Here is a 22,865-nt window from a genome sequence, read left to right on the forward strand (position 1 = left end):
CGCTTGATCTTCTCGGAATCGATAACATATTTTTCCCCTTCGGTATTTTTCAGATAGTAGTGGCGGGCCTTCTTTTTGAGGTCGGCAGGTTTCTTGAGCAGTAGTTCAGCTTTTCGGAGCTTTTCTTCTCGCTCTTTGCGGTCTTTTTCCGCTCGTTTTTCACTGTAAGTGGCGATGATCTTACGACCAGTATAGTTCAGGACGGTGTAGCGGACTTTGATGGGCTCCGAGGAGGTACTCATCCATTCCTGTTGATAATTGTCGAGTTGTAAGAGTGAGGACTGGATGTCTTTTGGAAGCACTTTGAGCCGCTCCCCCATGATGAACTCGTACCCTTTGTCGAGTGTAGCTTCAATATTATTGGCATTAAGCATCCCACGGTCAGCGACTAACACAATGTTATCGATCTGGTAATCCTTTTTCAAGCTCTCCACCATCTGTTCATAGGTGTGGCCTTCCCAGAGGCCTCCGTTGTAGAGCTTATAGCCGATGGGCTGTTTATAGCGGTCGATCAGCATCGCAAAGACTACTTGAGTAGTGCCGATCTTGCCGTCCTTGCTGAAGCCTTTCTGGCGCAAGCCACCTTCCTGCTCTACTTCCGACTCAAAATAGAAGGTAGTCACATCATAAAACACCACATCGAGCTTTTGGTTAAACAAGTCCCTACCGGTTTGAAAGATCGTTTGCTGGATCAACCCGCTATGATCGGCCAGGTAGTCGAGGCTCCTGTAAAGGTGCTGTAGGGAAAGTGGGGCTAAGCCCAGGTATTCTTCCTGATGAAAAAAGCTGCTACGCTTACTACAAGGATCGTTGAGCCGCTCAATAAGCAATAGTAAAACGGCATCAGTTAATGAATAGCTCAGCTTTTTCTTCTTGGTGATGCGATCAAAGATGCGGTGTAACCCATAGTAGTGAAGGACCTTTCTGTAAACCACCAAAAAACCATAATTGTAGCGGCCTTCTTCACTGACTGCTTCGCCCAACAAGTCTTTGAGGGCTCCTCCGCCAAGTTCGTACAGCCGTTGGCCCATCCGCTTGAGTGATTCCGGAGAAAAGCTATCAACACGTCCCAAGCTGTAGAGTGTCCTGGTACGAGGTTTACCGGCTTCATCCCGATAGGACTCTACGATACGGATATACTCGCCCGATGGCTTTTTATCGATAATCATACTGGGCATATAATCTATCTCTACCCTACAAAGAGATAAGATTATACTTCAAATGTCAAGTGGGTTTTCGATATACAAAATTTCCGAAATCACCCCGAAATCATTGCTTATTGAACGTATGGACACTTTTTGGAAATCAACGTGTCAAACTCGGGTGGCCAACCTTGCTAATGAATTACTTTAAAAAGCAGATATAAAACTGCGACAGAGTATTTACGCAGTACACAGCATATTGCATTAAAAAAGGCAGCTACTTCTGTTAAAATAGCTGCCTTTTTTTAGATTAATGGGTTAGTTATTAAAATTATGCCAATGCTTTTGCCATTGTTTCCCCAATATTTGCCGGAGATTCTACCACATGTAATCCACATTCCTTCATTATTTTCATTTTAGCAGCTGCCGTATCATCCTCACCGCCAATAATGGCGCCGGCATGTCCCATTCGCTTACCCTTTGGAGCAGTTTGACCTGCTATAAAACCCACAACAGGTTTAGGATTTCCTTGCTCTTTGACCCAACGTGCTGCTTCAGCCTCATAATTACCACCTATTTCTCCGATCATAACAATAGCATCAGTATCAGGGTCGTCCATGAGCAGCTGTACCGCCTGCTTAGTAGATGTACCTATTATAGGGTCGCCACCAATACCAATAGCTGTTGATATACCTAATCCCGCCTTGACAATTTGGTCAGAGGCCTCATAGGTAAGTGTACCTGATTTAGATACTATACCTATACGACCGGATTTAAATACAAACCCGGGCATTATTCCTACTTTTGCCTCACCGGGTGTAATTACTCCGGGACAGTTAGGGCCAACTAATACTATATCTTTATCTTTCAGATATTCTTTTGCCATCATCATATCCTTGGTGGGTATTCCTTCCGTAATGGCTATGATTACTTTTATTCCACCGTTAGCCGCTTCCATGATTGCGTCTGCAGCAAAAGCCGGAGGAACGAATATAATTGAAACGTTGGCACCAACTTTTTCTACTGCTTCCTCTACCGTATTGAAAACAGGTTTATCCAAATGAGTTTTTCCACCTTTGCCAGGGGTCACTCCTCCCACTACATTGGTACCATATTCGATCATCTGCCCAGCATGAAACGTACCCTCCGATCCGGTAAAACCCTGAACGATCACTTTAGAATCCTTATTGACTAAAACACTCATTATTTAGATGTAATTATTTTGCCACAAAAATAGAATAATATACGTCTTTCCCAAAGGTGGAAAATTATTGTTAAACCAGTGACACCAGGCTTCAACCCCATATCAAAGCCATTGATAAACATATACATTATAAAATGAACAAATAGTTACTGTCATAGTGTACGGAGCATGTTCGATTATGTACAATTTCAGAAAACAAATATTCATAAATATCTAATAATCAATTACTTAATTTCTTGGCACATCTATTGAATATTATTAATCAGGTCGTTTTTCAGTGAATGAAAGATCTTCGCATGAAGCGAAGGAAAACTCAAAATAAATGGCAACAATAAACGTATCGTTGCGTATGATAAACTAAGGATTATATAGTTTTTTCAAGTTTAGGTTAAGAACGAAGAGAGAAATCAAATTACTCTCTTCGTTTTTCATTTTAAGGGAGTTGGACTTTTATTCCAAATATATTGTTCACTGCCCAACATGAGATCATAGTTCCACTCACGAACATTAGACGCCCGAAATCGGTCGGTGAGATGAGTATCAAAGCTATTTCCGGCGCTTATAAGCACTTTTCAACTGGCACAACTCTTGCAAACTTAAGAGAAGACAACTTATTGAAACGCTTATGCAAACTGTAGAAACATGCTTCACACTCAGCTATTCGCAAGATCAATATGAGTATGCCAAGGAATACGTTGAGGACATGAAAAGACACCCAAGAAGGGTTTTCTGGATTGGCAATAAAGGAAAGAGCGACGAAGAACTCATTATTTCGCACATTGCCCATAAAATACTTTCAGGATTTTACAATCATTATGACCCTTCCCTATCTCGAAAGCAAATTCTAAGGATGAAAAGCAGTACTTCAAAATAAGGCGAGGAGTAAACAAATGATGAAATTCATAAAGATACGATCACACTAGATCTAATACTTTTCGTATCAACGCATCTACAATTTTACCAGGATTCTTTGAAAATTTATTTTTTACGCGGTTAGCGATAATGGCATTAGCGCTGATTATCTCATGCCCCATTAATCGCGCCATGGCATAATAACCCGCTGTTTCCATCTCAAAATTAGTCAGCCATATGCCTCCGTGGTTAAAACAGTAAAGTTTTTCCAACAGTTTAGGATACTTTAGCGCTAATCTGACTTCTCTGCCTTGAGGCGCATAAAAACCGGGGCAAGTTACGGTGTTCCCCTTCACCATCCCCTCTCCTAATTTTTCCATTAGCATCCTCGACCCTTGTACTACATAAGGTCTGAATGGAAGACCTATGTCGCATTGTAGTTTATTTCCTATCTCCAGTTCAAGTGGTTCTTGCGGCAAGTCATAAAAAGTCATTAAAGTATCCATACCGATGGCAAAATCAGATAAAAGATGAGTACCAAGCGGCAAATCTTCCTGCAATGCACCGGAGGTACCAATTCGGATGACCTTGAGTTTTCTCTTTCTTTCTTTAACCTCCCTTTTTTTCAGATCAATGTTAGCCAGAGCATCCAGTTCAGTAAGAAAGATCTCAATATTATCTGTTCCCATGCCCGTGCTGATCACGGTGATCCTTTTGCCACGATATTTACCAATGTGAGTAATGAACTCTCTACGATTCATTTCAAACTCTAAACTGTCAAAATATTGGCTCACTTTATAAACGCGACTCGGGTCACCTACCGCTATAATGGTATCAGAAAGGTGTTTAGGAAGAAGGTTTAAGTGGTATACGCTACCATCCCGGTTCAGGATGAGTTCAGACTCTGGTATTTTACCCATTTTCTAGATAACTAAAGGGCTGTAAGATAGTTATTTAACTGAGATTATAAAACTCATAACCCATCAATTAAAAGCTAATTCTTACATCAATTTTTAATTGGCTGTGCAGGGTTACCAAATACTGTCTCGCCTGCCTTGACATTACCTATTACTACTGACCCTGCTCCAATTCTCGCTCCCTTTCCAATGGTCAATCCGGAAACAATCGTGACCCCGGAACCGATAAAAGCTTCATCTCCTACCTTTACACCCGAGCCTACGATACTGCCCGTACCCACCTGTACAAAATCACCAAGCTCTGCTTCATAATCAATGACAACATTGGAATTTAAAATGCAGTGGTTGGGCACTTTAGCCTTATTCCCTACACGCACTCCCATGTTCACAAAATTACCATGACCAATGTGGGCTGAATCTGCTACGTAAGCCTGATTATGGATGGCATTGACCGGCATAACCTTCCTCTTTTTATTGAGCATACTCACAATCGTTTTTCGGTATGAATTGTCATCCACTGCTACGAAAGACTCGCATTTTTTTCCAATATACTTAAGGAATCCATCATCATCAGTGTTGCCCAACACAACGATATTACTCATTTCTTTGCCATGTAATTCTTTGTTATCATCCAAATAGCCATATAACATTACACCATTACTCTCAAATATTTCATGTGCTGCACGCCCCATGGCATTGGCTCCAAAAATTATCACCGGGTTTTTCATATAATCCTTTTTTGCAAAGCTAATGAAACATTCTTTCCGATTGTTTTTTCAACCATGGGTTATTAACCATTACCAATAGGTATAAAAAAGGCATAAAACCTATTCTATATCTCACCAATGCACCAAAATTAGGCGCTGAAAGGGCGAGAAAACAACCCAGTATAATACAATAAGCTATTGTAGCAATAATCAGTATTGACAGTCTTCCATCAGGCTGTACCTGTTTTTGAAAAATGGACCAAGGGGCCAATACCATTAGGGCCAGACCTTCAAAACCTGGGATCAGGTAGATCAATGAAGCGTTCTCACCAATAAAAGGGCGAAAAAAAGCTGAGAAAAAAGCCAGTGGCAGGTTCTTGGTTATGGAAACAATGTCAGGCTGTAATTCTGAAAAAATGATCATTCCTCGTGGTCTCGATCTCATTATTATGGCATCATGGTTTTCCACTATCACTTCCAAAATACGTGACATGCAAAAGTTTGGATGAAGAAAGGAAACTGCAAAGAAAAGTATAAAACAGGAAAAGCAGAATATTGACAATAACCCGGCTAAATGCTCTTTTCTTAAAATTGTCTTTATATACCTGGTTACCCAGGAGGCAAAAATTACTACTATAAGCAATCCTGCGTAATAATATCGTATCTGCCAAAGTACTACGAAGAGGAGAAATACTTTTAAAAAACCGAGGAATGTGATCTTCTTAATATCCAGGAAATCATTTAGAAAAGTAAATAGAATACTGGCTATCAATGCTAGTGTCAGGCTCTCTTTGGTCAGGCCTGAGCTCCAAAACAACACTGTTGGAACACAAAACAATGCCAGTAAAACAGCCAAAAGGTTTTGGCTCCATTGGCGACTTAACAATAATGCAAGATGCCAAAGGCCAGAAAAACTGATAAGGGAAAAGTATAGTGATGTAAGCCAATAATTGTGCCCGGTAAAAAGACTAAACAGACTGACTATCTTGATAAAAAAAATGTTGGGAGACCACGTATAGCCTAAATCAATGATCCCCTGGTCAGAGGTGACCCAAAAAGTTAAGTAAGCTTTAATATCAGCACGCGCCAAGACTGCCAGTTCACCAGCTCTTTCATGGAAAACAAACGTATCGCCTCCGGGGTAGTAATAGGTATACATCAGGCCAACAGCAATACCTGCAAGGCATTTAATCAATAGCAAAGGCCAAAAATATCGTTTTATAGCACTGCCGGCAGATTTGACATAAAGTCTCCAGGACAACGCCACTAAAATGATTGTATTTATAATGATAAAGGCCACCAGTAATGTTCGCCAAGTAAATAAATCGCTTTTTCACCATTCAACGCTAACCTGAACCAACGTTGTCAGTATCTTACACTTCCTTTTTTAGGATGTCTACTCCAATGTTACATTTCAGACATCTCTTTTTAATACAAAATTGATTGTACAGCTGTATCATGCCCTGGGTATCTAATGCTGAAACGGGAATCATATGGTTATCCTTCATGATTCGGATGATCTTATTGTTTTCAGGCGACAAGGCTTGTAAAAGAGCCACCGCCTGATCTATATAGGTTTGTTCATCTCGCACCTTACCATAGGCCACTAAAATAGGTACTACAGTATTTACAACAATGTTTTCAGCACTGCCCAGGCCAAAAGAACTGACCGGTGACGTTGAACATTTATTGAATTGATAATGCTTCTTCCAATAGTCACTGGTCTCTCCCTTTCTGAAAATATCTGACAATTGTGTTTTATCTTTTATCTCCAATAATCTTGAGTGTAAACCTGTTGGATGGCATAAAACTCCGGCAAGCTGAGCAATTCGTAACGTTGGGAAATTAGCAGGCCTGAGGCGCATGAATTTCCACTGATGCCTGGAAAGTGGTTCTTTAAGCGCATATTTAACACTTAAAAAGTGATGTTCTTTTTTAAGGTTCTGAAAATAAGTATCGTCTGTTTCCCCCTCCAAAAAACCTGCCTGACCAAACAGTAAGGCCTCCACTTGCATAAGATTGTCAGTATGTTTCATTAGAAGCTTCATAGGGGTAAGCTCTGAAAGCCTGAAAAACTGATCTGCATTTGTTTTAAATCCAAAATTCTTTGATAATAATTGGTATGCTGTTTCGTCCCAATCATTTCCGTTTCTTTCCAGGACAGCAATTACATCACGTGATTTTTGGAACAATCTCTCCATACACGCTTTATCCAGCATAGCCCTTTTCTTTACTTCATCCACATCAGGCAAATGTGTTTCACAGGGTATTTTATGGCTGGAATTGACCAGCCGTTTATAACGCTGTGGTAAATATTCCGGGACCCTGCCTTTCAGGGCTATCGTAGGTATTTTTGTGCCATCTGTCCGCAACACTTGCTTATCTGCTTCCCACACTACGTGCAGTATTACATTGTCATAAGCCACATCCTGACTGTGACCATGAATATCCCAATCAGAAGCTTTCGTATGGATTTCAACATTTCCCCTCCAGTCCAGTTTATCTATTTCAATCCTGGCACCTTGAAAATCAGGGCCGGAATCTGAGTTTAATGTGCCTGTCTCTAAAATATTGACCGCCGTTCCTTCTTCAGATAATAAACCTGTTTTGTCAAAATATTGATGCTGCCAGATAAAATGTAAAAATGCTTCCTGCATCATCTGGGTAAATATTCATCCAGGTAACGTTGCATATCCTGCTGCATTTTGTGTGCTTCACGGCCGGCGGCGGCAGCAAAATCTTTTTCGGAAGAAGCATAGATGATGCTCCTGGTATTGTTTACCAGCAGGCCACACGTTTTGTTCATACCGTGCTGTGATACCGCTTTTAAATCACCTCCCTGTGCCCCTACTCCGGGTACGAGGAAAAAATGATCCGGTGCGAGGTTTCTTATCTCGGCCATTCTGTCTGCACGTGTAGCACCTACCACGTACATCAACTGTTCAGAAGAGCACCATAGCTGGCTTTTTTTAATCACTTCGGCATACAGTGGTAATTGACTATCGCCGTTTTTAATAAGCTGGAAATCCTGGCTACCCTGGTTAGATGTATGGGCCAATAATATCACCCACTTCCCATCGAACTCAAGAAATGGTGTCACAGAGTCAGCTCCCATATAAGGGGCCACGGTGATCGAATCAAAATCCATGGTCTCAAAAAAGGCCTTAGCATACAATTTTGAGGTGTTTCCTATATCGCCTCGCTTGGCATCAGCTATTGTGAAAACCTCCTTGGGTATATAGTCCAAGGTTTTGGCCAGGCTCTCCCATCCTTTTGGGCCAAGCGCTTCATAAAAAGCAATGTTTGGTTTGTAAGCCACACAATAATCTACGGTGGCATCTATGATCTGACGGTTAAATTCAAAGACCGGGTCTTTTTCTTTTAACAAAGACTTTGGTATCCGATCCATATCGGTATCCAAACCTACACACAGGTAAGAGTCTTTTTGCCGGATTTTATCAAAAAGTTGGGATTGGGTCATCTGACAAAAATAAAACTTCGTCAATGATGCTTGTACAAATAGCCGTAAAATGTTAGGCCAACTTTGGATGGTTATGCTAAAAAAATCAAACTAAAAAACACACAAATGCGCGGGCCTATAAACAGCAAAGGTCGCCCGTTGGGGCAACCTTCGTTATTTTACAATGATCTTCAGAGAGTTATTATCTCAAATCAATAATATCGACTCCCGGGTAGTTAGCAGCTTCAAATTCAAACTCACTATCCTTTGCGGTTATTTTATCATTGAAGTTACTGATCTGATAAACGTACTGGTTTCCTGATTTTTCAAACATGGTCCATCCTTTAAGGAGATGGTCCTTTTTTGCGATATACAGCTTTATTTTAAAGAATTGCGCGTCAGTATCATTAGGTACTAAATCAACCACTGAAGTAAGCTCTCCGTTTTTTGTTTCCTCTCCGATCAAAATGTATTTGTAACCATTTTTGTAAGCTTCATATATTTTTGAAGGTGTGATTTCATCCTCATCAGGATCATAGTTATCAATATTCACCTCATTTACATCAGGTAGATAAGTCCAAACCGTTGTACCGTTATTAATGACAACCTGCTCTTCAAGCTCTAATTTATACATGTCATTTTTTACAACAATCTTCCCCTTGAACTCGTCATTGATCCCGTCAGCTTCATTGATCAGAGAATTGGATATATCAGCGCTGTAGGCTTCGATAGACTTGATTCTATCGCTCATATTATCAAGCACTTTACGCGCTTTAGGGTCGTATTGAGCAAATGAGCTTTTTGCCATTACCAACAATAACAAGACCCAAAACATATATTTTCTCATGACAACAGGTTAAGTGTTATTTTTTGCAAAATGCAAAGTTAATTTAAATCATTCAATAATTGTTCCAAACTATATTCATCATGAACTAAAACTTCCCGTGCCTTACTTCCTTCAAACGGTCCTACCACTCCTGCAGCTTCTAATTGATCGATAAGTCTGCCCGCCCGGTTGTATCCTAATTTCAATTTACGTTGAATAAGTGAAGTGCTTCCTTGCTGGTGCATCACGATAAGTCTGGCTGCGTCCTCAAACAATGCGTCCCGATCAGAAAGGTCTATATCTCCTATGCCTGCCCCTTCATCTTCTCCTACATATTCAGGTAGTATATAAGCAGTTTCATACCCTCGTTGAGATCCGACGAAATCACATATTTTATCTACCTCAGGTGTATCAACAAAAGCACATTGTAGCCGGATAACATCGGAACCCTGGGAAAATAGCATATCTCCCATGCCTATCAGTTGGTCTGCTCCACCTGCATCAAGGATGGTTCTGGAATCAATTTTGGAGGTTACCCTGAAAGACAGGCGGGCCGGAAAATTGGCCTTGATCACACCGGTAATTACATTTACCGAAGGTCGTTGTGTCGCTACTACCAGGTGAATACCGATTGCCCGGGCTAACTGGGCCAGGCGTGCGATGGGTGTTTCCACTTCTTTTCCGGCAGTCATCATCAAATCCGCTAACTCGTCTATTACTAATACGATATAGGGTAAAAACTTATGACCAGCGTTAGGATTCAGCTTTCTGGAAATAAATTTCGCATTGTATTCCTTCAGGTTCCTGGCGCCGCCATCTTTCAGCAGGTCGTACCGATTATCCATTTCAATACAAAGTGAGTTTAATGTGTGTACTACTTTCTTCGTATCTGTAATAATAGCTTCCTCACTATCCGGAAGTTTAGCTAAAAAGTGACGTTCTATTTTGTTGAACAGGGTAAGCTCCACTTTTTTTGGATCCACCAATACAAATTTCAGTTGAGATGGGTGACGTTTATAGAGTAATGAGGTAAGCAATACATTAAGCCCAACTGATTTACCTTGTCCGGTAGCTCCTGCCATAAGAAGGTGAGGCATTTTCGCCAGATCTATAATATGTACCTCATTAGAAATCGTTTTTCCCAAAGCCACAGGTAACTCTTTATCACTTTTCATGAATTTTTCCGTGGAAAGTACGGACCTGATACTTACCATTTCCCTGTTTTTATTGGGTACTTCAATACCAATGGTTCCCTTACCTGGAATCGGCGCTATGATCCTGATCCCCAATGCCGCCAGACTCAGGGCTATATCATCTTCCAGATTTTTGATCTTGGATATTTTGATACCCGCGTCAGGTACGATCTCGTAAAGTGTAACTGTAGGGCCAATAGTAGCCTTAATACTGGTTATACCTATTTTAAAGTTGACCAGCGTCTCGATGATCTTGTCTTTATTTTGTTCCAGCTCTTCTTTGGTCACCTGCACTTTGGCTCCATCGTAGCTATTCAGCAGATCTATGGTAGGGTATTGATAGGCACCCAGATCAAGAGTAGGGTCATAATTTTCCTGGATACTGGCCTTCACTTCTTTTTTATCTTCCTGTACAGAGAATTCCGGCTCTTGCGACACAGGTGAGGCCTCTTCCACTTTCAGAGTGGGCTTCGGCTTCTCATTTTTAACAGGTTCTTCGGGAGGTAATGTCACATCGAGTTCCAGTTCCGGTACATTTTTTTGAACTACCGGGGGCTTCTTTTTCAGTATTAGCTCACGGTCACTTTTTTTCGGCCAGTCGTCATTTTCATCAGGATAAGTACGACTGCTATCGGGACTATGACCGTTATCCTCACCCTCCTCTACCTTTCTGATACTGTCTACGGCAGAACTCAGCCCTTTTTCAATATCTTCTACTCCCCCTTTAATGGCTCCTCGGAAGCCTAACATGGAGGTTACATTAAAGAAATAAATGACAAATACGAGAAACGAAAAGATCAGCAGCATCAATGTACCCCAGCCTACCAGTCCTTCCAGTAATACAGATAGTCGATAACCAATACCTCCACCCAGAAATCCCCATTCAGAAACTCCTTCTGCATTGTAAACAACATAACCCAATAATATGCTGACCCAAACGGTAAAGAACATTGAAAAAACAGTAGCAGAAAATGTGGCGACCAATGCACGCCTGAACACGATACGGTAACCGAGTACAAACAGCAATGGTGGCAAAAAGAATGATGCTAATCCAAACCACTCAAAAATGAAGGTATGGGAGATCATAGCGCCATAAAGTCCAAGCCAGTTCGTCACTTCTCTGCCTGATGTGATCAGCCCTGTTTCATCCACAGCCTCTACCACGCTCTGATCTGCCTTACCCGTAAACAGGTATGAAAGAAAAGATATGAACAGAAACAAACTGCATATGAAAAGAAAGAAGCCAACTGTGAGTTGAAACCGTCGATCCTTCAGAAATCCCAGGCTCAAGTTAAGTTTCTTGGTTTTCTTTGTCTTGGACTGTTTAAAATTATTGGATTTATATGTGTTTTTGGCCATAGGAACAAATGCAAAGCTAATAAAAAAATAACGCCATAACCAGTGAAAAAATATGCCTAAAGCCACTGAATTAACGACTGTAGCAAGCCTTTAAGCTAATTTAACAAAATAAAATTTAGTCTTTAACTATTTGAAAACCTGTCGATTGCCTTATTAATAGCAGTTACAAAGCCCGGACCTTGATAGACAAAGCCCGTGTACACTTGTATTAACGATGCTCCGGCCTTCATTTTATCTACCGCATCTTTGGGTGACATAATACCTCCTACGGAGATAATAGGAAACTCAGGTCCTAAACGGGTCCTAAGAAATTTTAGTATTTCCGTTGAGCGTTTTGCCAGAGGAGCGCCACTTATTCCGCCTGCACCAATGACATCTACCCGTTTTCTTGACGTACTTAGGTTTTCACGCGAAATAGTTGTGTTCGTTGCGATCAATCCATCTAAATTAACTTTACCCACAATTTCTACAATATCACCTAACTGCTCATCTGTTAAGTCAGGAGCAATTTTAAGTAAAATGGGTTTTCTTTTTTCCCTTTGCCTGTTACGCTCCTGAAGTCGTAATAGTAATTGGGTCAAAGGCTCTTTTTCCTGTAACGCTCTTAGGTTTGGGGTATTTGGAGAACTCACGTTTACCACAAAATAATCTACATAAGGAAAAAGCCCTTCAAATGTTAACTCATAATCCCGTACAGCCTCCTCATTGGGTGTGATTTTGTTTTTACCAATATTACCTCCAACCAAAACACCTGACTTTCTGGTCTTAAGTCGTCTTACAGCTGCTTCCAGGCCTTCGTTATTGAATCCCATCCTGTTGATAATAGCTTTATCCTTGGGCAATCTGAAAAGCCGTGGTCTATCATTGCCTGGCTGACCTACCGGGGTGATTGTTCCTATCTCGATAAAACCAAAGCCAAAACAAGCTAATTCATCAATAAGCCTGGCATCTTTGTCAAACCCGGCAGCCAGCCCGACCGGGTTCTTAAACTTCAGCCCGAAATATTCTCTTTCCAAAGAGTCTGACTTGTAGTCAAAGAGTGTTTTCCATAAGCTTTTGACACCTGGTAGTACAGATAAAAACTTGAGCAAAGCAAACGTAAAGTGATGTACTCGTTCCGGGTCAAACAGAAAAAAAACAGGGCGGATCAGAAATCTATACACGGTCTCTTATATGTGGCGTTGGAGATTTTTTGCAAATATAATGTTTCATTTCAGGACGTCCCCTATCAAATGACATTTAAGCGTCTTATGACCGTTATTACTTAGCTTCTGGGATGAAATTCCTGGATCACCTGTCGTAAATAATCCCTGTCAAGGTGAGTGTATATTTCTGTGGTAGTGATGGATTCATGCCCAAGCATTTCCTGCACAGCTCTCAAGTCAGCGCCACCTTCTATGAGATGTGTGGCAAAAGAATGACGAAAGGTATGGGGGCTAACATTTTTCTCAATACCTGCCGCCTTTGCCAGGTTTTTGATAATAGTAAATATCATCACACGAGTAAGTTTCCTACCTCTGCGATTCAGGAACACATAGTTTTGGTTACCCTCCTGGATCGTTAAATGTATGCGTACATCTTCAGTATATATCTTTATATATTTCAAGGCATCCTTACCTACAGGTACTAATCGTTCTTTATTGCCTTTTCCTATCACACGTAAAAAACCGATATCTTCATAGACATTTGTAAGCCTTAAGTCTACCAGTTCACTTACTCTTAAACCAGAACTGTATAACACCTCCAGCATAGCTCGATTTCGCTGTCCTTCCGGTGTAGAATGGTCAATAGCATCCAATAATCTCACTATTTCATGATAGCTCAGGGTATCCGGCAACTTTCTACCGAGCCTGGGCCCTTCAATCAGCACTGTCGGGTCTTTATCCAACAAATCATCAAACAACAGATATTTATAAAATGCTTTAATCCCACTGATGATCCTGGCTTGTGAATGCGGGGTCATGCCTAACTCATGAATGTATTCCAAAAAATCCTGGATATGGACAGGTTCTATTTGTAATGGACCAACTTGTAGATTGGACAATTCCACAAACTGTTTTAGCTTTACTACATCATGAATATAAGCTTCGACAGAGTTGTCTGACAGCGAGCGTTCCAGCCTGAGGTAGTTTTTAAATTGATTAACACCCTGGTCCCAATTCATATCCTAAACTGCGAATAATTTATGAAGATTATCATAATAAACGGCCCAAATCTCAACCTTCTGGGTAAGCGGGAGCCTGAAATATACGGAAGTCAGGATTTCGAAACATACATGAATCAGCTAAGGCTTCAGTTAGATGGCATTGAACTTGATTACTTTCAATCTAATGTAGAAGGTGAGCTGGTAGATAAGATCCAGGAGGTAGGGTTCAGTTACGATGGCATTATCCTGAATGCAGCAGCCTATACCCACACTTCTGTGGCAATATCCGACTCCATTGCGGCCATCAACTCACCCGTAATAGAAGTACATATATCAAATATTTATTCTCGTGAGAAATTCAGACATAAGAGCATTATAAGTGCCAACTGTGTAGGTATGATCAGCGGTCTCGGTCTGGAGGGTTACTTATTAGCCATTACTTATTTTATAAATAAGGACGGGATCAAATGATAAGCTTCTATCCCGGACCTTCACGTGTGGATGACCATATCCCGGAATATGTACAGGAAGCCTGTAAAAAAGGGATTGTAAGTATCAATCATCGTAGTGATGAATTTATGTCACTCTATCGCCGTACGGTTAAACTGCTAAAAAAGAAGCTCAAAATACCCGAAGATTATAATGTCATATTTTTATCATCAGCCACAGAGTGTTGGGAGGTCATTGCTCAGTCGGTAGTACAGGGATTGAGTTATCATTTTTACAATGGTGCATTTGGAGAGAAATGGTTTGAATATACCCGCAAACTTAACAATGGAGCCATAGGTTATCGCTTTGGTATGAACCTCCTGCTCAAAACAGGTGAACTGGACCTTTCGGAACAACCCGGGGTCATTTGCCTGACACAAAATGAAACCTCCAACGGCACCCAAATACAAACGAAACAATTTGAAAAGCTTCGCGCCAAATACCCGGAACATATTCTGGCAGTAGATGCTACCTCCTCTATGGCCGGCATAGAGCTGGAGTTTAAAACCGCGGATATCTGGTACGCCTCTGTTCAAAAGTGTTTCGGTTTACCGGCAGGGCTTGCCGTAATGATCTGTTCTCCAAAAGCCATAGAATGGGCCAGAACATATGATGAAAGGGATCACTATAATAGCTTACCGCGCCTTCTGGACATGATGGAAAAACATCAGACCACCTGCACTCCAAATGTGCTGGGTATTTATCTGATGATGCGGGTGATGGAATCCAGACCAAAGATATCCGTTCTTGAAAAAAGTATAATAGAGCGGTATAATAAGTATATAACACTATTGGAAGAAGTGTCACTATCCCACCTTATCTCTCAACCTGAAGCCAGATCATTTACCGTTATACCTGTAAAAGGAGACGAGGATTATATTGCAAATATCAAGTCAAAGGCTAAGAAAAAGGGTATTGTGCTGGGAAACGGATATGGGGAATACAAGGATACTACGTTTCGGATCGCTAATTTCCCTGCCATTACGAATTCGGAGGTAGAAAAGCTCACCGATTTTTTGAGAGACTTTAGTAAGTCCGGTTCTCATTAAGTGACTATTCTTTTTAGTTACTTTGCAGCATGTTTAACATCAAGGAAATTTTCTCTATAACACTCATCTTATTTTCAGTGATTGATATCATTGGGTCTGTCCCTATGGTCATAAGCCTGAGAAAAAGAGAAGGCAAGATCCATTCGGGCAGAGCCACTATTATTTCCGGGGTATTAATGATATTGTTTCTTTTCCTGGGCCAATCCATTTTAAAACTGTTTGGCCTGGATGTAGAATCATTTGCCCTGGCTGGTGCTATTATTATGTTTATTATCGCCATGGAAATGATCCTGGGTGTTACGCTATTCCGTGACGACCCTGACAGTAAGGGGTCCGGTTCTATCGTGCCATTGGCTTTTCCTTTGATCGCCGGAGCGGGCACGCTTACAACAATTTTATCCTTGCGTTCCGTATATGATTCTTTGAACATTGTTTCAGGCATTATTATCAACCTGGTATTCGTTTACATCGTATTAAAGTCCACTAACTGGCTGGAAAGGAAGCTAGGCAAATCAGGTTTTGGTGTATTGAGAAGGGTATTTGGTATTATCCTGCTGTCTATAGCTGTTAAGATTTTTAAAGAAAATTTACACTTCACCTCATGATTACAATTTATACCGACGGCGCCGCCAAAGGAAACCCAGGCAGGGGAGGCTATGGCGTGGTACTTAAGACTAAAGTGAATGGAAAGCCCTATCGAAAGGAACTGTCAGAAGGTTTTTTGAATACTACCAATAATCGTATGGAGTTATTAGCTGTAATTAAGGGACTGGAAAGCTTGAAAAAAGAAGGAACCCCGGTCACGATCTATTCTGATTCAAAGTACGTAGTAGATGCAGTAGAAAAAGGATGGTTATGGGGATGGCAGAAAAAAGGATTTAAGAACAAAGCTAATGTTGATCTATGGCAACGATTCATTCCTGCTTTCAAAAGACACCAGGTAAAATTTCAATGGGTAAAGGGGCATGCAGGCATCCCTGAAAATGAAAGATGTGATGAACTGGCAGTGGCTGCCGCTGAAAGCGGTGACCTAAAGCCTGATGTAGGATACGGAAAATAAAAAAACGCCTGGGCTGCCGTCTGCTGCCCGGGCGCTTCACTCAACATTAACCACACTTATTATCTTTGTAACTCCTTACCTGCTACTATTTCTATTATTTATTGCTTACTGTTTATAATGGCTTTACCTTGAAAAACGGTACCATCATTTAGCTTCATTTTATAGAGATAAACACCTTGTTTTTCCGGCAAGTCGGTAAACTGCAGGTTATTTAGCCCTTGCTGTACCGAACCTGTAAATGCTTTTACAGACTGGCCCTCCTGGCTGAAAAGTTCCATAGAATAATCTCCGGCACTTTTAGCATCAAATGACATATTCAGCACATCATCGGCAGGATTTGGATAGACATTTAATGCTGTATTGTTCAGTCCGCCTTCTACTCCTGTTATGGCACTTTGTCTGAAAGAAACGCCGGTCAATCTCATTTCAAATTCCGCAATCTCAGTCTCATTCCCTTTTACATCAAATACTACCATAGTGAGGTCTTCCCACGAAAGCGACTGATCGTTCAACTCCGAGAAAAACTTTTGATTGAGACTGTATGCTTTCTCTTCTTTTTCCAATGTTATAACAGCTCTTGGTTGGTCCGCCCATTCCTTGACACTTGCTTTCACCAAAGTCACTTCTACCGTGCCGGTGCCCATAGCGTTAAAGCTCAGTGTATTGTAATTTGACATATCGGCAGAGCGAAATGAAGGGCTGAAAGAACGAAATACTGCTACTGAATTCTTGACACCTCCGGCAATGTGGATATTTCTTTCCAGGCCAAAAACATCCTGATCATCAATATAGCCCGGGTCTACTGTGAAACCTGTCACTTCTTCTATAGTAGCATCATAATCTGTTCCCCAGGCACCGTCAGCCATGAAAATGACGTCCGGCATTTCGTTTTTATCATCATTCAGCGTCAAACCAAGGTCATAGACACTACCCACAGTAAATTGAACATTGTCTTTCACATCACCGCTCAGTGTGATCAACTTATCATATACCCTGGTATCTGACGTTTCGGACTCGCTTAGAAAACCTGAAGCATTCAATGATGTACTGGCGCTTTTATTGGTAATACCCAGCTTAAGTTGTCCACCTTTGAGCTCTGCTTTGTTTACAAATACACCAGGCACCTCACTTATGTCATAGGTGGTGATGGTATCCTCTACCTTAAGGAGTCTGATCACCTCTTCTACCAGTCCGAACAAGTTTTGAGTGGTGTTCGCCCATAACTGAAAATTGTAATAAGATACATCCGGTGTGTAAAAGGCCAGGTTCCAGTGGCTTTCCAGCCCAAACCCATTTTCTTCTTCTTTGATAGAGAAACTGGTGGCATATTCCAGATGACCACCGGATGTCCTCAATTTAGCAACGTGAAATTCATGCTCACCATCTATCTTATACGTTAAAATATCTTCTATGCTTGAACCGTTAAGACGATCACATACGTATTTGGTATGCTCATAGACGCCATTGTCAGATGTCATGGCCAGAACAGTAGCTACGCGTGAGTCCTGCTCAAAAACATCCACGGAAAATACCTCTTTGGCATTGGTAATATCTACCAAATGTTCCGGTGAGGTTACATATGACTCAGTATTCGGCAATACATCTAACGGAATGAACTGTTGGATAGAACCATCGGATATGCTTCGTCCGCGTGGAGATTTTCTTCCATATTGTCGGGTTCTTCCTATTTTACGCAACTCAGCCTTGTTGTCATAATCAATTCTTACCGTCTTACTTCTTTTGAACTGCACTGAGGCAATTTTTCCAGATAATCGGTTATTACTTTCAAGGCCACCATCTCCTCCTCCAGGTCCTGTAGGCTCTTCAGGGCAGCTACCAACACCTGAACAATCAGGATCGTCACAGTCTGTCAATCCATCTCCGTCATCATCGATACCATTAGTACAGTCCTCATCGGAAGTGATCAACAGACGATAATCTTCCACTTCACCCATTGACAGTACATCTCCGCTAATGTTATTCTGATCGACTAATTCTTCTGATACCAGCACACGGAGATTGATCATACCCGTAATAAAACCATTTGGAGGTGTGAGGTCCTGGACTAATGGTAAAGCACCAGATATAGCAGTATTCCCATTGATCACTTCATCAAAAAGACCGTCATCATTCCAGTCCACCCCTATGGCATAAAAGAGATTCAGGCTTTGATTGGCATTTAATCCAATGCTCGCTGTTACTACTCCATTTGTAATTCGTGTATTGACGTTTACTCCATCATCCGTATCTCCATCCGCATTAGCATTAGCCGGATCAGTGGTGTCAAAATCAACGGTGCTTCCTATCCAGACGGTAGCGTAATCAGGCAATCCATCATTACTGAGGTCCTGACGATAAGAAAGCACTCTACTTTGCGGAAGACTACTGTTATCACCATAATCGAACTCATACACTGCAGGAATATCTAAAGGGCATGAAAAGCCATCATTTTTACTTAAACCATCTATTGAACTGGATACTATCCTTGCCTCACCTGTGGCAACATCTATTCTAAGAATGCTACCCGAGGAATTATGAGATGCATACAGGTATCCATCTGAACCAGTCCATTGTGCCCCGTAACCGCCCGACGTAGGGATACCTGCACCGCTGATCGTCGCTACAGTAGATTTTGTATTGGTAGTAGTATTAAATTGTGAAAGTACCCTGTCTTTATTTACAGAATAGAAATTACCATCTTCGTTATAAGCAATATCCCAGCCAGGCAGTCCTTGCCCGGTGTAAGTCGCCACAAGCGCAGGTGTCCCGCTGATATCGATTTTCACCATATCATTTCCCACTACACCATACCACTCGCTGTTTTCGTTGATATCTCCCCGGTATACTTTTTTACTGAAAGTAATGCCCTGGTCCAGTACGAAGCCATCTTCGTCAAGGCGTATGAACCTTGTCCCGGATGCACCAAAGACTAACCCTGTATTGATATCGTATCCCAAACCATTGGCAAAATCCGAAGCTATGGCGATCTGATCGTAATCTCCTGTAACAGGATCTAACTTACCATAGACATTGGGTTGATTCTTCCCTTTTTTCTTATAAACCTGGTAAAAAGCCGGCTCACAACTGAAGGTATTAGGAACAGTAGGACAACTACTCACTACCACATCGGATGTAAGCACAGCAGGATCGAATATAGTACCCGGGGTACCAAGACTTACTGTGATATTATTTGTATTAGTACCTATTGATGAAGTGTTATCTACGGTTACATCATAAGATATTTTTACCGTTTCTCCACCTTGTAATGTTATAGAGCCCCATTGTATAGTGCCATTATCGCCAGCAACGGGTTGCTGAGCAAAACTAGACGAGCCCCCTGCATCAAAATCAATAGTATCCTGGACAAAAGTAAAGCCGGCAGGAAGTACATCCGTTATTGTTAATGTATTCGTTAAAGTAGAATTATTGGTAAAAAATGTATGGTACGTCACTAAACTTCCCTGACAGGCAAAGTCAGAACTATAGGCAATGCCTGATATACCGCATGAGACCGTAGAAGTACAATCAGGATCATCACAATCTACTAATCCATCACCGTCATCATCCAGTCCATTGTTACAAACTTCCGGGAACTCCGGTGGTGCAGCCAGCGAACAACTCATACCATCATTACTGCTATTTGGTTGCGAAGTAGCAGTAAAACCGTAAGAAAGGATTGTACCGGCATTGTCAAAAGATGCTTTATAGATGTTACCGGTGCCGTTATTGAAAAAATACGTATTTCCTGCGTTATCTGACCATACTGCACCGTATCCACCTGATGATGAAGTAGCTGAATAATCACCTATTACTTTGACAGTCCTGTTAATATGATCGAATTCATGGAGTCTTCCGGCATTCATGCCATAGAACCTGTGTGATATTGGATTGTACGCTATATCAGCACAAGTTGCAGGATTTGCCAATCCGGACAACTCTGTTATCGCAAAGTCTTGCGCCGCCGGCGGTGATACGCTTACATCAATCGTTGTCATTATCCACGATCCGCTTAATTTTCGGAACGAGTGCCAATTGCCAAGTGTATCCAAATCGCCCGTATAGCTCAGCGCATTAAATCCGCTGATAGTACCGAGATTTGTAGCACTACCTGTATTATCTACTCTCACTAAGTCACTACCGCTTATGCCGTAGATATAACCATCCTCATAATTAAACCCAGCTCCATTATAAGATATTGAAGAGCTTCCAATATCTGAATAAGTTCCAGTGGCAGGATCAAGTAATTTTAAATCCTGACCGTTCACCACCTGATATAAATTATTATCACATTGAAAGGTTTGCCCAAATACAAATGATTGCATGAAAACAAAGATCAACGCGATTGCGATTTTTAATAGCCCCTTTATCTTTCTCACCTCCATAATCTTTTATCCATTTTTAATTTCACGAGCTACAAATATTTCAAAATGTAAGCTGGAAGATGTTTTAATACGTGTTATGGAAATAAATAAAGGTTGAATGGAAGTTTTTCCCCGATTAATGGGAAACCTTAACCAGAGTTATATTGGTTATTGAAAAAATTATAAAAAATGTAAAAAGGACTTACTACCCAATTTCCTTCATATCAGATTATTAAGGGTTGTTATGGCAATGCGCCAAAAGGTATTACGTCTAAGGGTCAAGAACACTCACTACGCCCTTACAGATCGGGGAATGTATTGATCCGCACAGACAAAATTTGTCTAAAGACCACTCCGATATGAGCATAGTTGCATGATCAAATAAAATCAAAATTTTTAAAATCAGATCATTGTAGCATAGCTGTTATCCAGGCTTTTCTGGCTATTCTGTTTCCTTCTGATCCCCTTTATTGTAATACACTATTAACACCATGGCCCATCGTTTTCCAGATAGAAAGAACCGTAAATCCCTGATTACCAATACCAAACAAGTACAGAGTCAGAATACGTTCTATTTTGTACTTAATCTTTATTATCCCACACTTCCTGCAAGTAAGGTGGCCAGTTCATAATAGCCAGTTCCAGCTGAGACAGCACTACTTTCTGCACCAGTTTATCATCCAGGTTGTATGCATAGTTGTCAAGTACATAGGCAAATATTAATCGATTGTAAGGGTCAAGCCGTTCATCCTTGATCATACTGAAAATTTGAGTTTCCAACTCTTTTTTATTTTCAGCATCACTCAAAGCACGCCCTACCCTGCCTATAGAACCTTCATAGTGGTTGTCACTCACGTTTTTCACCCTTAGGCAAATACCCAATAGCAGGTCAATGGCATTAATATCCAACTCCTCCAACTCTTTTAGATACGTCTTTCGACCTTGCCAGGCATAACTACCATCCGATACCCGTTCAAAGCGATCGTTCATTACATCCAGATGAGACCTGAGAAAGATGTCCCACCGGGCCGTTTCTGCTGCCAGTGTACTAATGCTCATGGCATGATATCTTGGGCTAAGGTCCATGCTACAGCCTCCCATTACCCTTCTGCTCCTTTTCATTTTTAAGGCGTCACTTTTTGAAAGGTACCTTTGTACATAGTATTCCAAACGTTCGTCAGAATTTCCTTTTTTTACCGCCTCATCCCGGGCATCCATCAGTTTACTTTTCCAGTAAGGCGTCATTTTATTATCCAGGGAAATTAACCTTAAACTGTCCCACATTTGATACTGCTCATGATATACATTAAACAGCGCTACACGCACTTCATCCGAAATATTTTCATCATAACCAGGATGTTCAGGTTTACCAGGATATTTTTCGGCCCATTGGATGAATACATCACCGTCAGAACCCGGAGCTACAAATTGGTAAGTCTCAGCTTTTGCTACTGGCAAAAAGACCTCTGCGGTGGTGTCTATCATACAGTCTACATACTGAACATACCGGGCATATTCATAAGGGATCTCCATGGACTGCAGGCCCTTCAGGTAGTACGCCATATCTCCATCTTTATTGATAATCCAACCATGTGCTTTATCGTGCGAGGGTTTGTATTTAAGCACCATGGAATGCTTACCACTATATCCTTGAGGTAATCCGGAATATTTAATCACTTTCCGGTCATTGTAATCCGCATACCTGAACTTAACTACCCAAGTATTGGCCTGTTGCACTGCATCAGGGTATTTCTTCAAGTAATCTCCCAGGGAGATGCCTCCGGAAACTAACTTTTCAGCTTTTTTGGAGGGTATCGAAATAATGTCAGCAAGACCCTGCTCCAGTGCATAATAAGGATGAGAAAGGTCACAGGCCCTAAATCGCAAATTAAGTGAATCAACAATACTGCCCAGTCTTTTCATAGTGGTAGTATCGTAGATCAAACCGTTAGAGTACGTCTTGAACTCATTGAACTGAGCCTGACAAATTCCAGCTATTGCAACCAATATCAGTTGAGAAATAAGCTTTTTCATAACAATCAATTTAACATCATAATAGCCACACGAGTGGATAGTCACCAGAAGGATGCCAGATTGGCC

Annotated in this window: 18 protein-coding genes; 5 read left to right on the forward strand and 13 right to left on the reverse strand. The window is 41.2% G+C overall.

Going from position 1 to position 22,865, the window contains the following annotated elements; translation table 11 throughout:
• Both FNH22_RS29905 and sucD read right to left on the reverse strand, forming a co-directional pair.
• A partial coding sequence (locus FNH22_RS29905) for an IS1634 family transposase (RefSeq protein ID WP_185154497.1) occupies nt 1–1,169 on the reverse strand: 1,169 nt, incomplete at its 3' end.
• Between the two features lie 304 nt (nt 1,170–1,473).
• A complete protein-coding gene (sucD, locus tag FNH22_RS29910) occupies nt 1,474–2,346 on the reverse strand; it encodes a succinate--CoA ligase subunit alpha (RefSeq protein WP_143402216.1) in 873 nt (290 codons plus the stop codon).
• 625 nt (nt 2,347–2,971) lie between these two features.
• On the opposite strand from sucD, the gene FNH22_RS29915 reads away from it, so the two are divergent.
• The gene (locus FNH22_RS29915) at nt 2,972–3,220 is read left to right on the forward strand and encodes a hypothetical protein (protein WP_143402217.1); all 249 of its coding nucleotides are present in this window, start codon (nt 2,972–2,974) and stop codon (nt 3,218–3,220) included.
• A gap of 40 nt (nt 3,221–3,260) precedes the next feature.
• Here the strand turns inward: FNH22_RS29915 and FNH22_RS29920 are convergent, their stop codons facing one another.
• The 9 genes from FNH22_RS29920 to xerD form a co-directional block, all read right to left on the reverse strand.
• On the reverse strand, nt 3,261–4,118 hold the full coding sequence (locus tag FNH22_RS29920) for a nucleoside phosphorylase (RefSeq protein WP_143402218.1): 858 nt from the start codon (nt 4,116–4,118) through the stop codon (nt 3,261–3,263).
• Nucleotides 4,119–4,204: 86 nt separating this feature from the next.
• Nucleotides 4,205–4,843 (reverse strand): NeuD/PglB/VioB family sugar acetyltransferase, encoded by a 639-nt coding sequence (locus FNH22_RS29925; RefSeq protein ID WP_143402219.1) that lies wholly within the window; start codon nt 4,841–4,843, stop codon nt 4,205–4,207.
• A 19-nt stretch (nt 4,844–4,862) separates the two neighbouring features.
• Nucleotides 4,863–6,023: a hypothetical protein gene (locus FNH22_RS29930; protein ID WP_143402220.1), complete on the reverse strand. Its 1,161-nt coding sequence runs from the start codon at nt 6,021–6,023 to the stop codon at nt 4,863–4,865.
• Between the two features lie 172 nt (nt 6,024–6,195).
• Nucleotides 6,196–7,482 (reverse strand): DUF2851 family protein, encoded by a 1,287-nt coding sequence (locus tag FNH22_RS29935; protein WP_255518191.1) that lies wholly within the window; start codon nt 7,480–7,482, stop codon nt 6,196–6,198.
• On the reverse strand, nt 7,479–8,303 hold the full coding sequence (pyrF, locus tag FNH22_RS29940) for an orotidine-5'-phosphate decarboxylase (protein WP_143402221.1): 825 nt from the start codon (nt 8,301–8,303) through the stop codon (nt 7,479–7,481). Before pyrF ends, FNH22_RS29935 begins: the two co-directional genes overlap by 4 nt.
• Nucleotides 8,304–8,484: 181 nt before the next feature.
• Nucleotides 8,485–9,129, reverse strand: a complete 645-nt coding sequence (locus FNH22_RS29945; RefSeq protein ID WP_255518192.1) for an outer membrane lipoprotein carrier protein LolA — start codon at nt 9,127–9,129, stop codon at nt 8,485–8,487.
• A 38-nt stretch (nt 9,130–9,167) separates the two neighbouring features.
• The gene (locus tag FNH22_RS29950; RefSeq protein WP_143402222.1) at nt 9,168–11,660 is read right to left on the reverse strand and encodes a DNA translocase FtsK; all 2,493 of its coding nucleotides are present in this window, start codon (nt 11,658–11,660) and stop codon (nt 9,168–9,170) included.
• 122 nt (nt 11,661–11,782) lie between these two features.
• Entirely contained in the window at nt 11,783–12,823 is a 1,041-nt protein-coding gene (locus tag FNH22_RS29955) for a quinone-dependent dihydroorotate dehydrogenase (protein ID WP_143402223.1), read from the reverse strand.
• 101 nt (nt 12,824–12,924) lie between these two features.
• Nucleotides 12,925–13,824 carry a site-specific tyrosine recombinase XerD gene (gene xerD, locus FNH22_RS29960; protein ID WP_143402224.1) on the reverse strand — a complete coding sequence of 300 codons (900 nt, stop codon included), beginning with the start codon at nt 13,822–13,824 and terminating at the stop codon, nt 12,925–12,927.
• 21 nt (nt 13,825–13,845) lie between these two features.
• On the opposite strand from xerD, the gene aroQ reads away from it, so the two are divergent.
• From aroQ to rnhA, 4 genes are read left to right on the forward strand one after another with little or no spacing between them, the layout of a single operon-like run.
• Complete coding sequence (aroQ, locus tag FNH22_RS29965) at nt 13,846–14,277, forward strand: type II 3-dehydroquinate dehydratase (RefSeq protein WP_143402225.1); 432 nt, start codon at nt 13,846–13,848, stop codon at nt 14,275–14,277.
• Complete coding sequence (locus FNH22_RS29970; RefSeq protein ID WP_143402226.1) at nt 14,274–15,344, forward strand: aminotransferase class V-fold PLP-dependent enzyme; 1,071 nt, start codon at nt 14,274–14,276, stop codon at nt 15,342–15,344. Before aroQ ends, FNH22_RS29970 begins: the two co-directional genes overlap by 4 nt.
• A gap of 29 nt (nt 15,345–15,373) precedes the next feature.
• On the forward strand, nt 15,374–15,949 hold the full coding sequence (locus FNH22_RS29975) for a MarC family protein (protein WP_143402227.1): 576 nt from the start codon (nt 15,374–15,376) through the stop codon (nt 15,947–15,949).
• On the forward strand, nt 15,946–16,404 hold the full coding sequence (rnhA, locus tag FNH22_RS29980; RefSeq protein ID WP_143402228.1) for a ribonuclease HI: 459 nt from the start codon (nt 15,946–15,948) through the stop codon (nt 16,402–16,404). Before FNH22_RS29975 ends, rnhA begins: the two co-directional genes overlap by 4 nt.
• Nucleotides 16,405–16,502: 98 nt before the next feature.
• Here rnhA and FNH22_RS29985 read toward each other — a convergent pair whose 3' ends face one another.
• Nucleotides 16,503–20,780 carry a T9SS type A sorting domain-containing protein gene (locus FNH22_RS29985; protein WP_185154498.1) on the reverse strand — a complete coding sequence of 1,426 codons (4,278 nt, stop codon included), beginning with the start codon at nt 20,778–20,780 and terminating at the stop codon, nt 16,503–16,505.
• A gap of 567 nt (nt 20,781–21,347) precedes the next feature.
• Nucleotides 21,348–22,799 carry a hypothetical protein gene (locus tag FNH22_RS29990; RefSeq protein ID WP_143402230.1) on the reverse strand — a complete coding sequence of 484 codons (1,452 nt, stop codon included), beginning with the start codon at nt 22,797–22,799 and terminating at the stop codon, nt 21,348–21,350.
• Nucleotides 22,800–22,865: the final 66 nt, after the last annotated feature.

Source organism: Fulvivirga sp. M361 (genome assembly GCF_007097395.1).
Classification (GTDB): domain Bacteria; phylum Bacteroidota; class Bacteroidia; order Cytophagales; family Cyclobacteriaceae; genus Fulvivirga.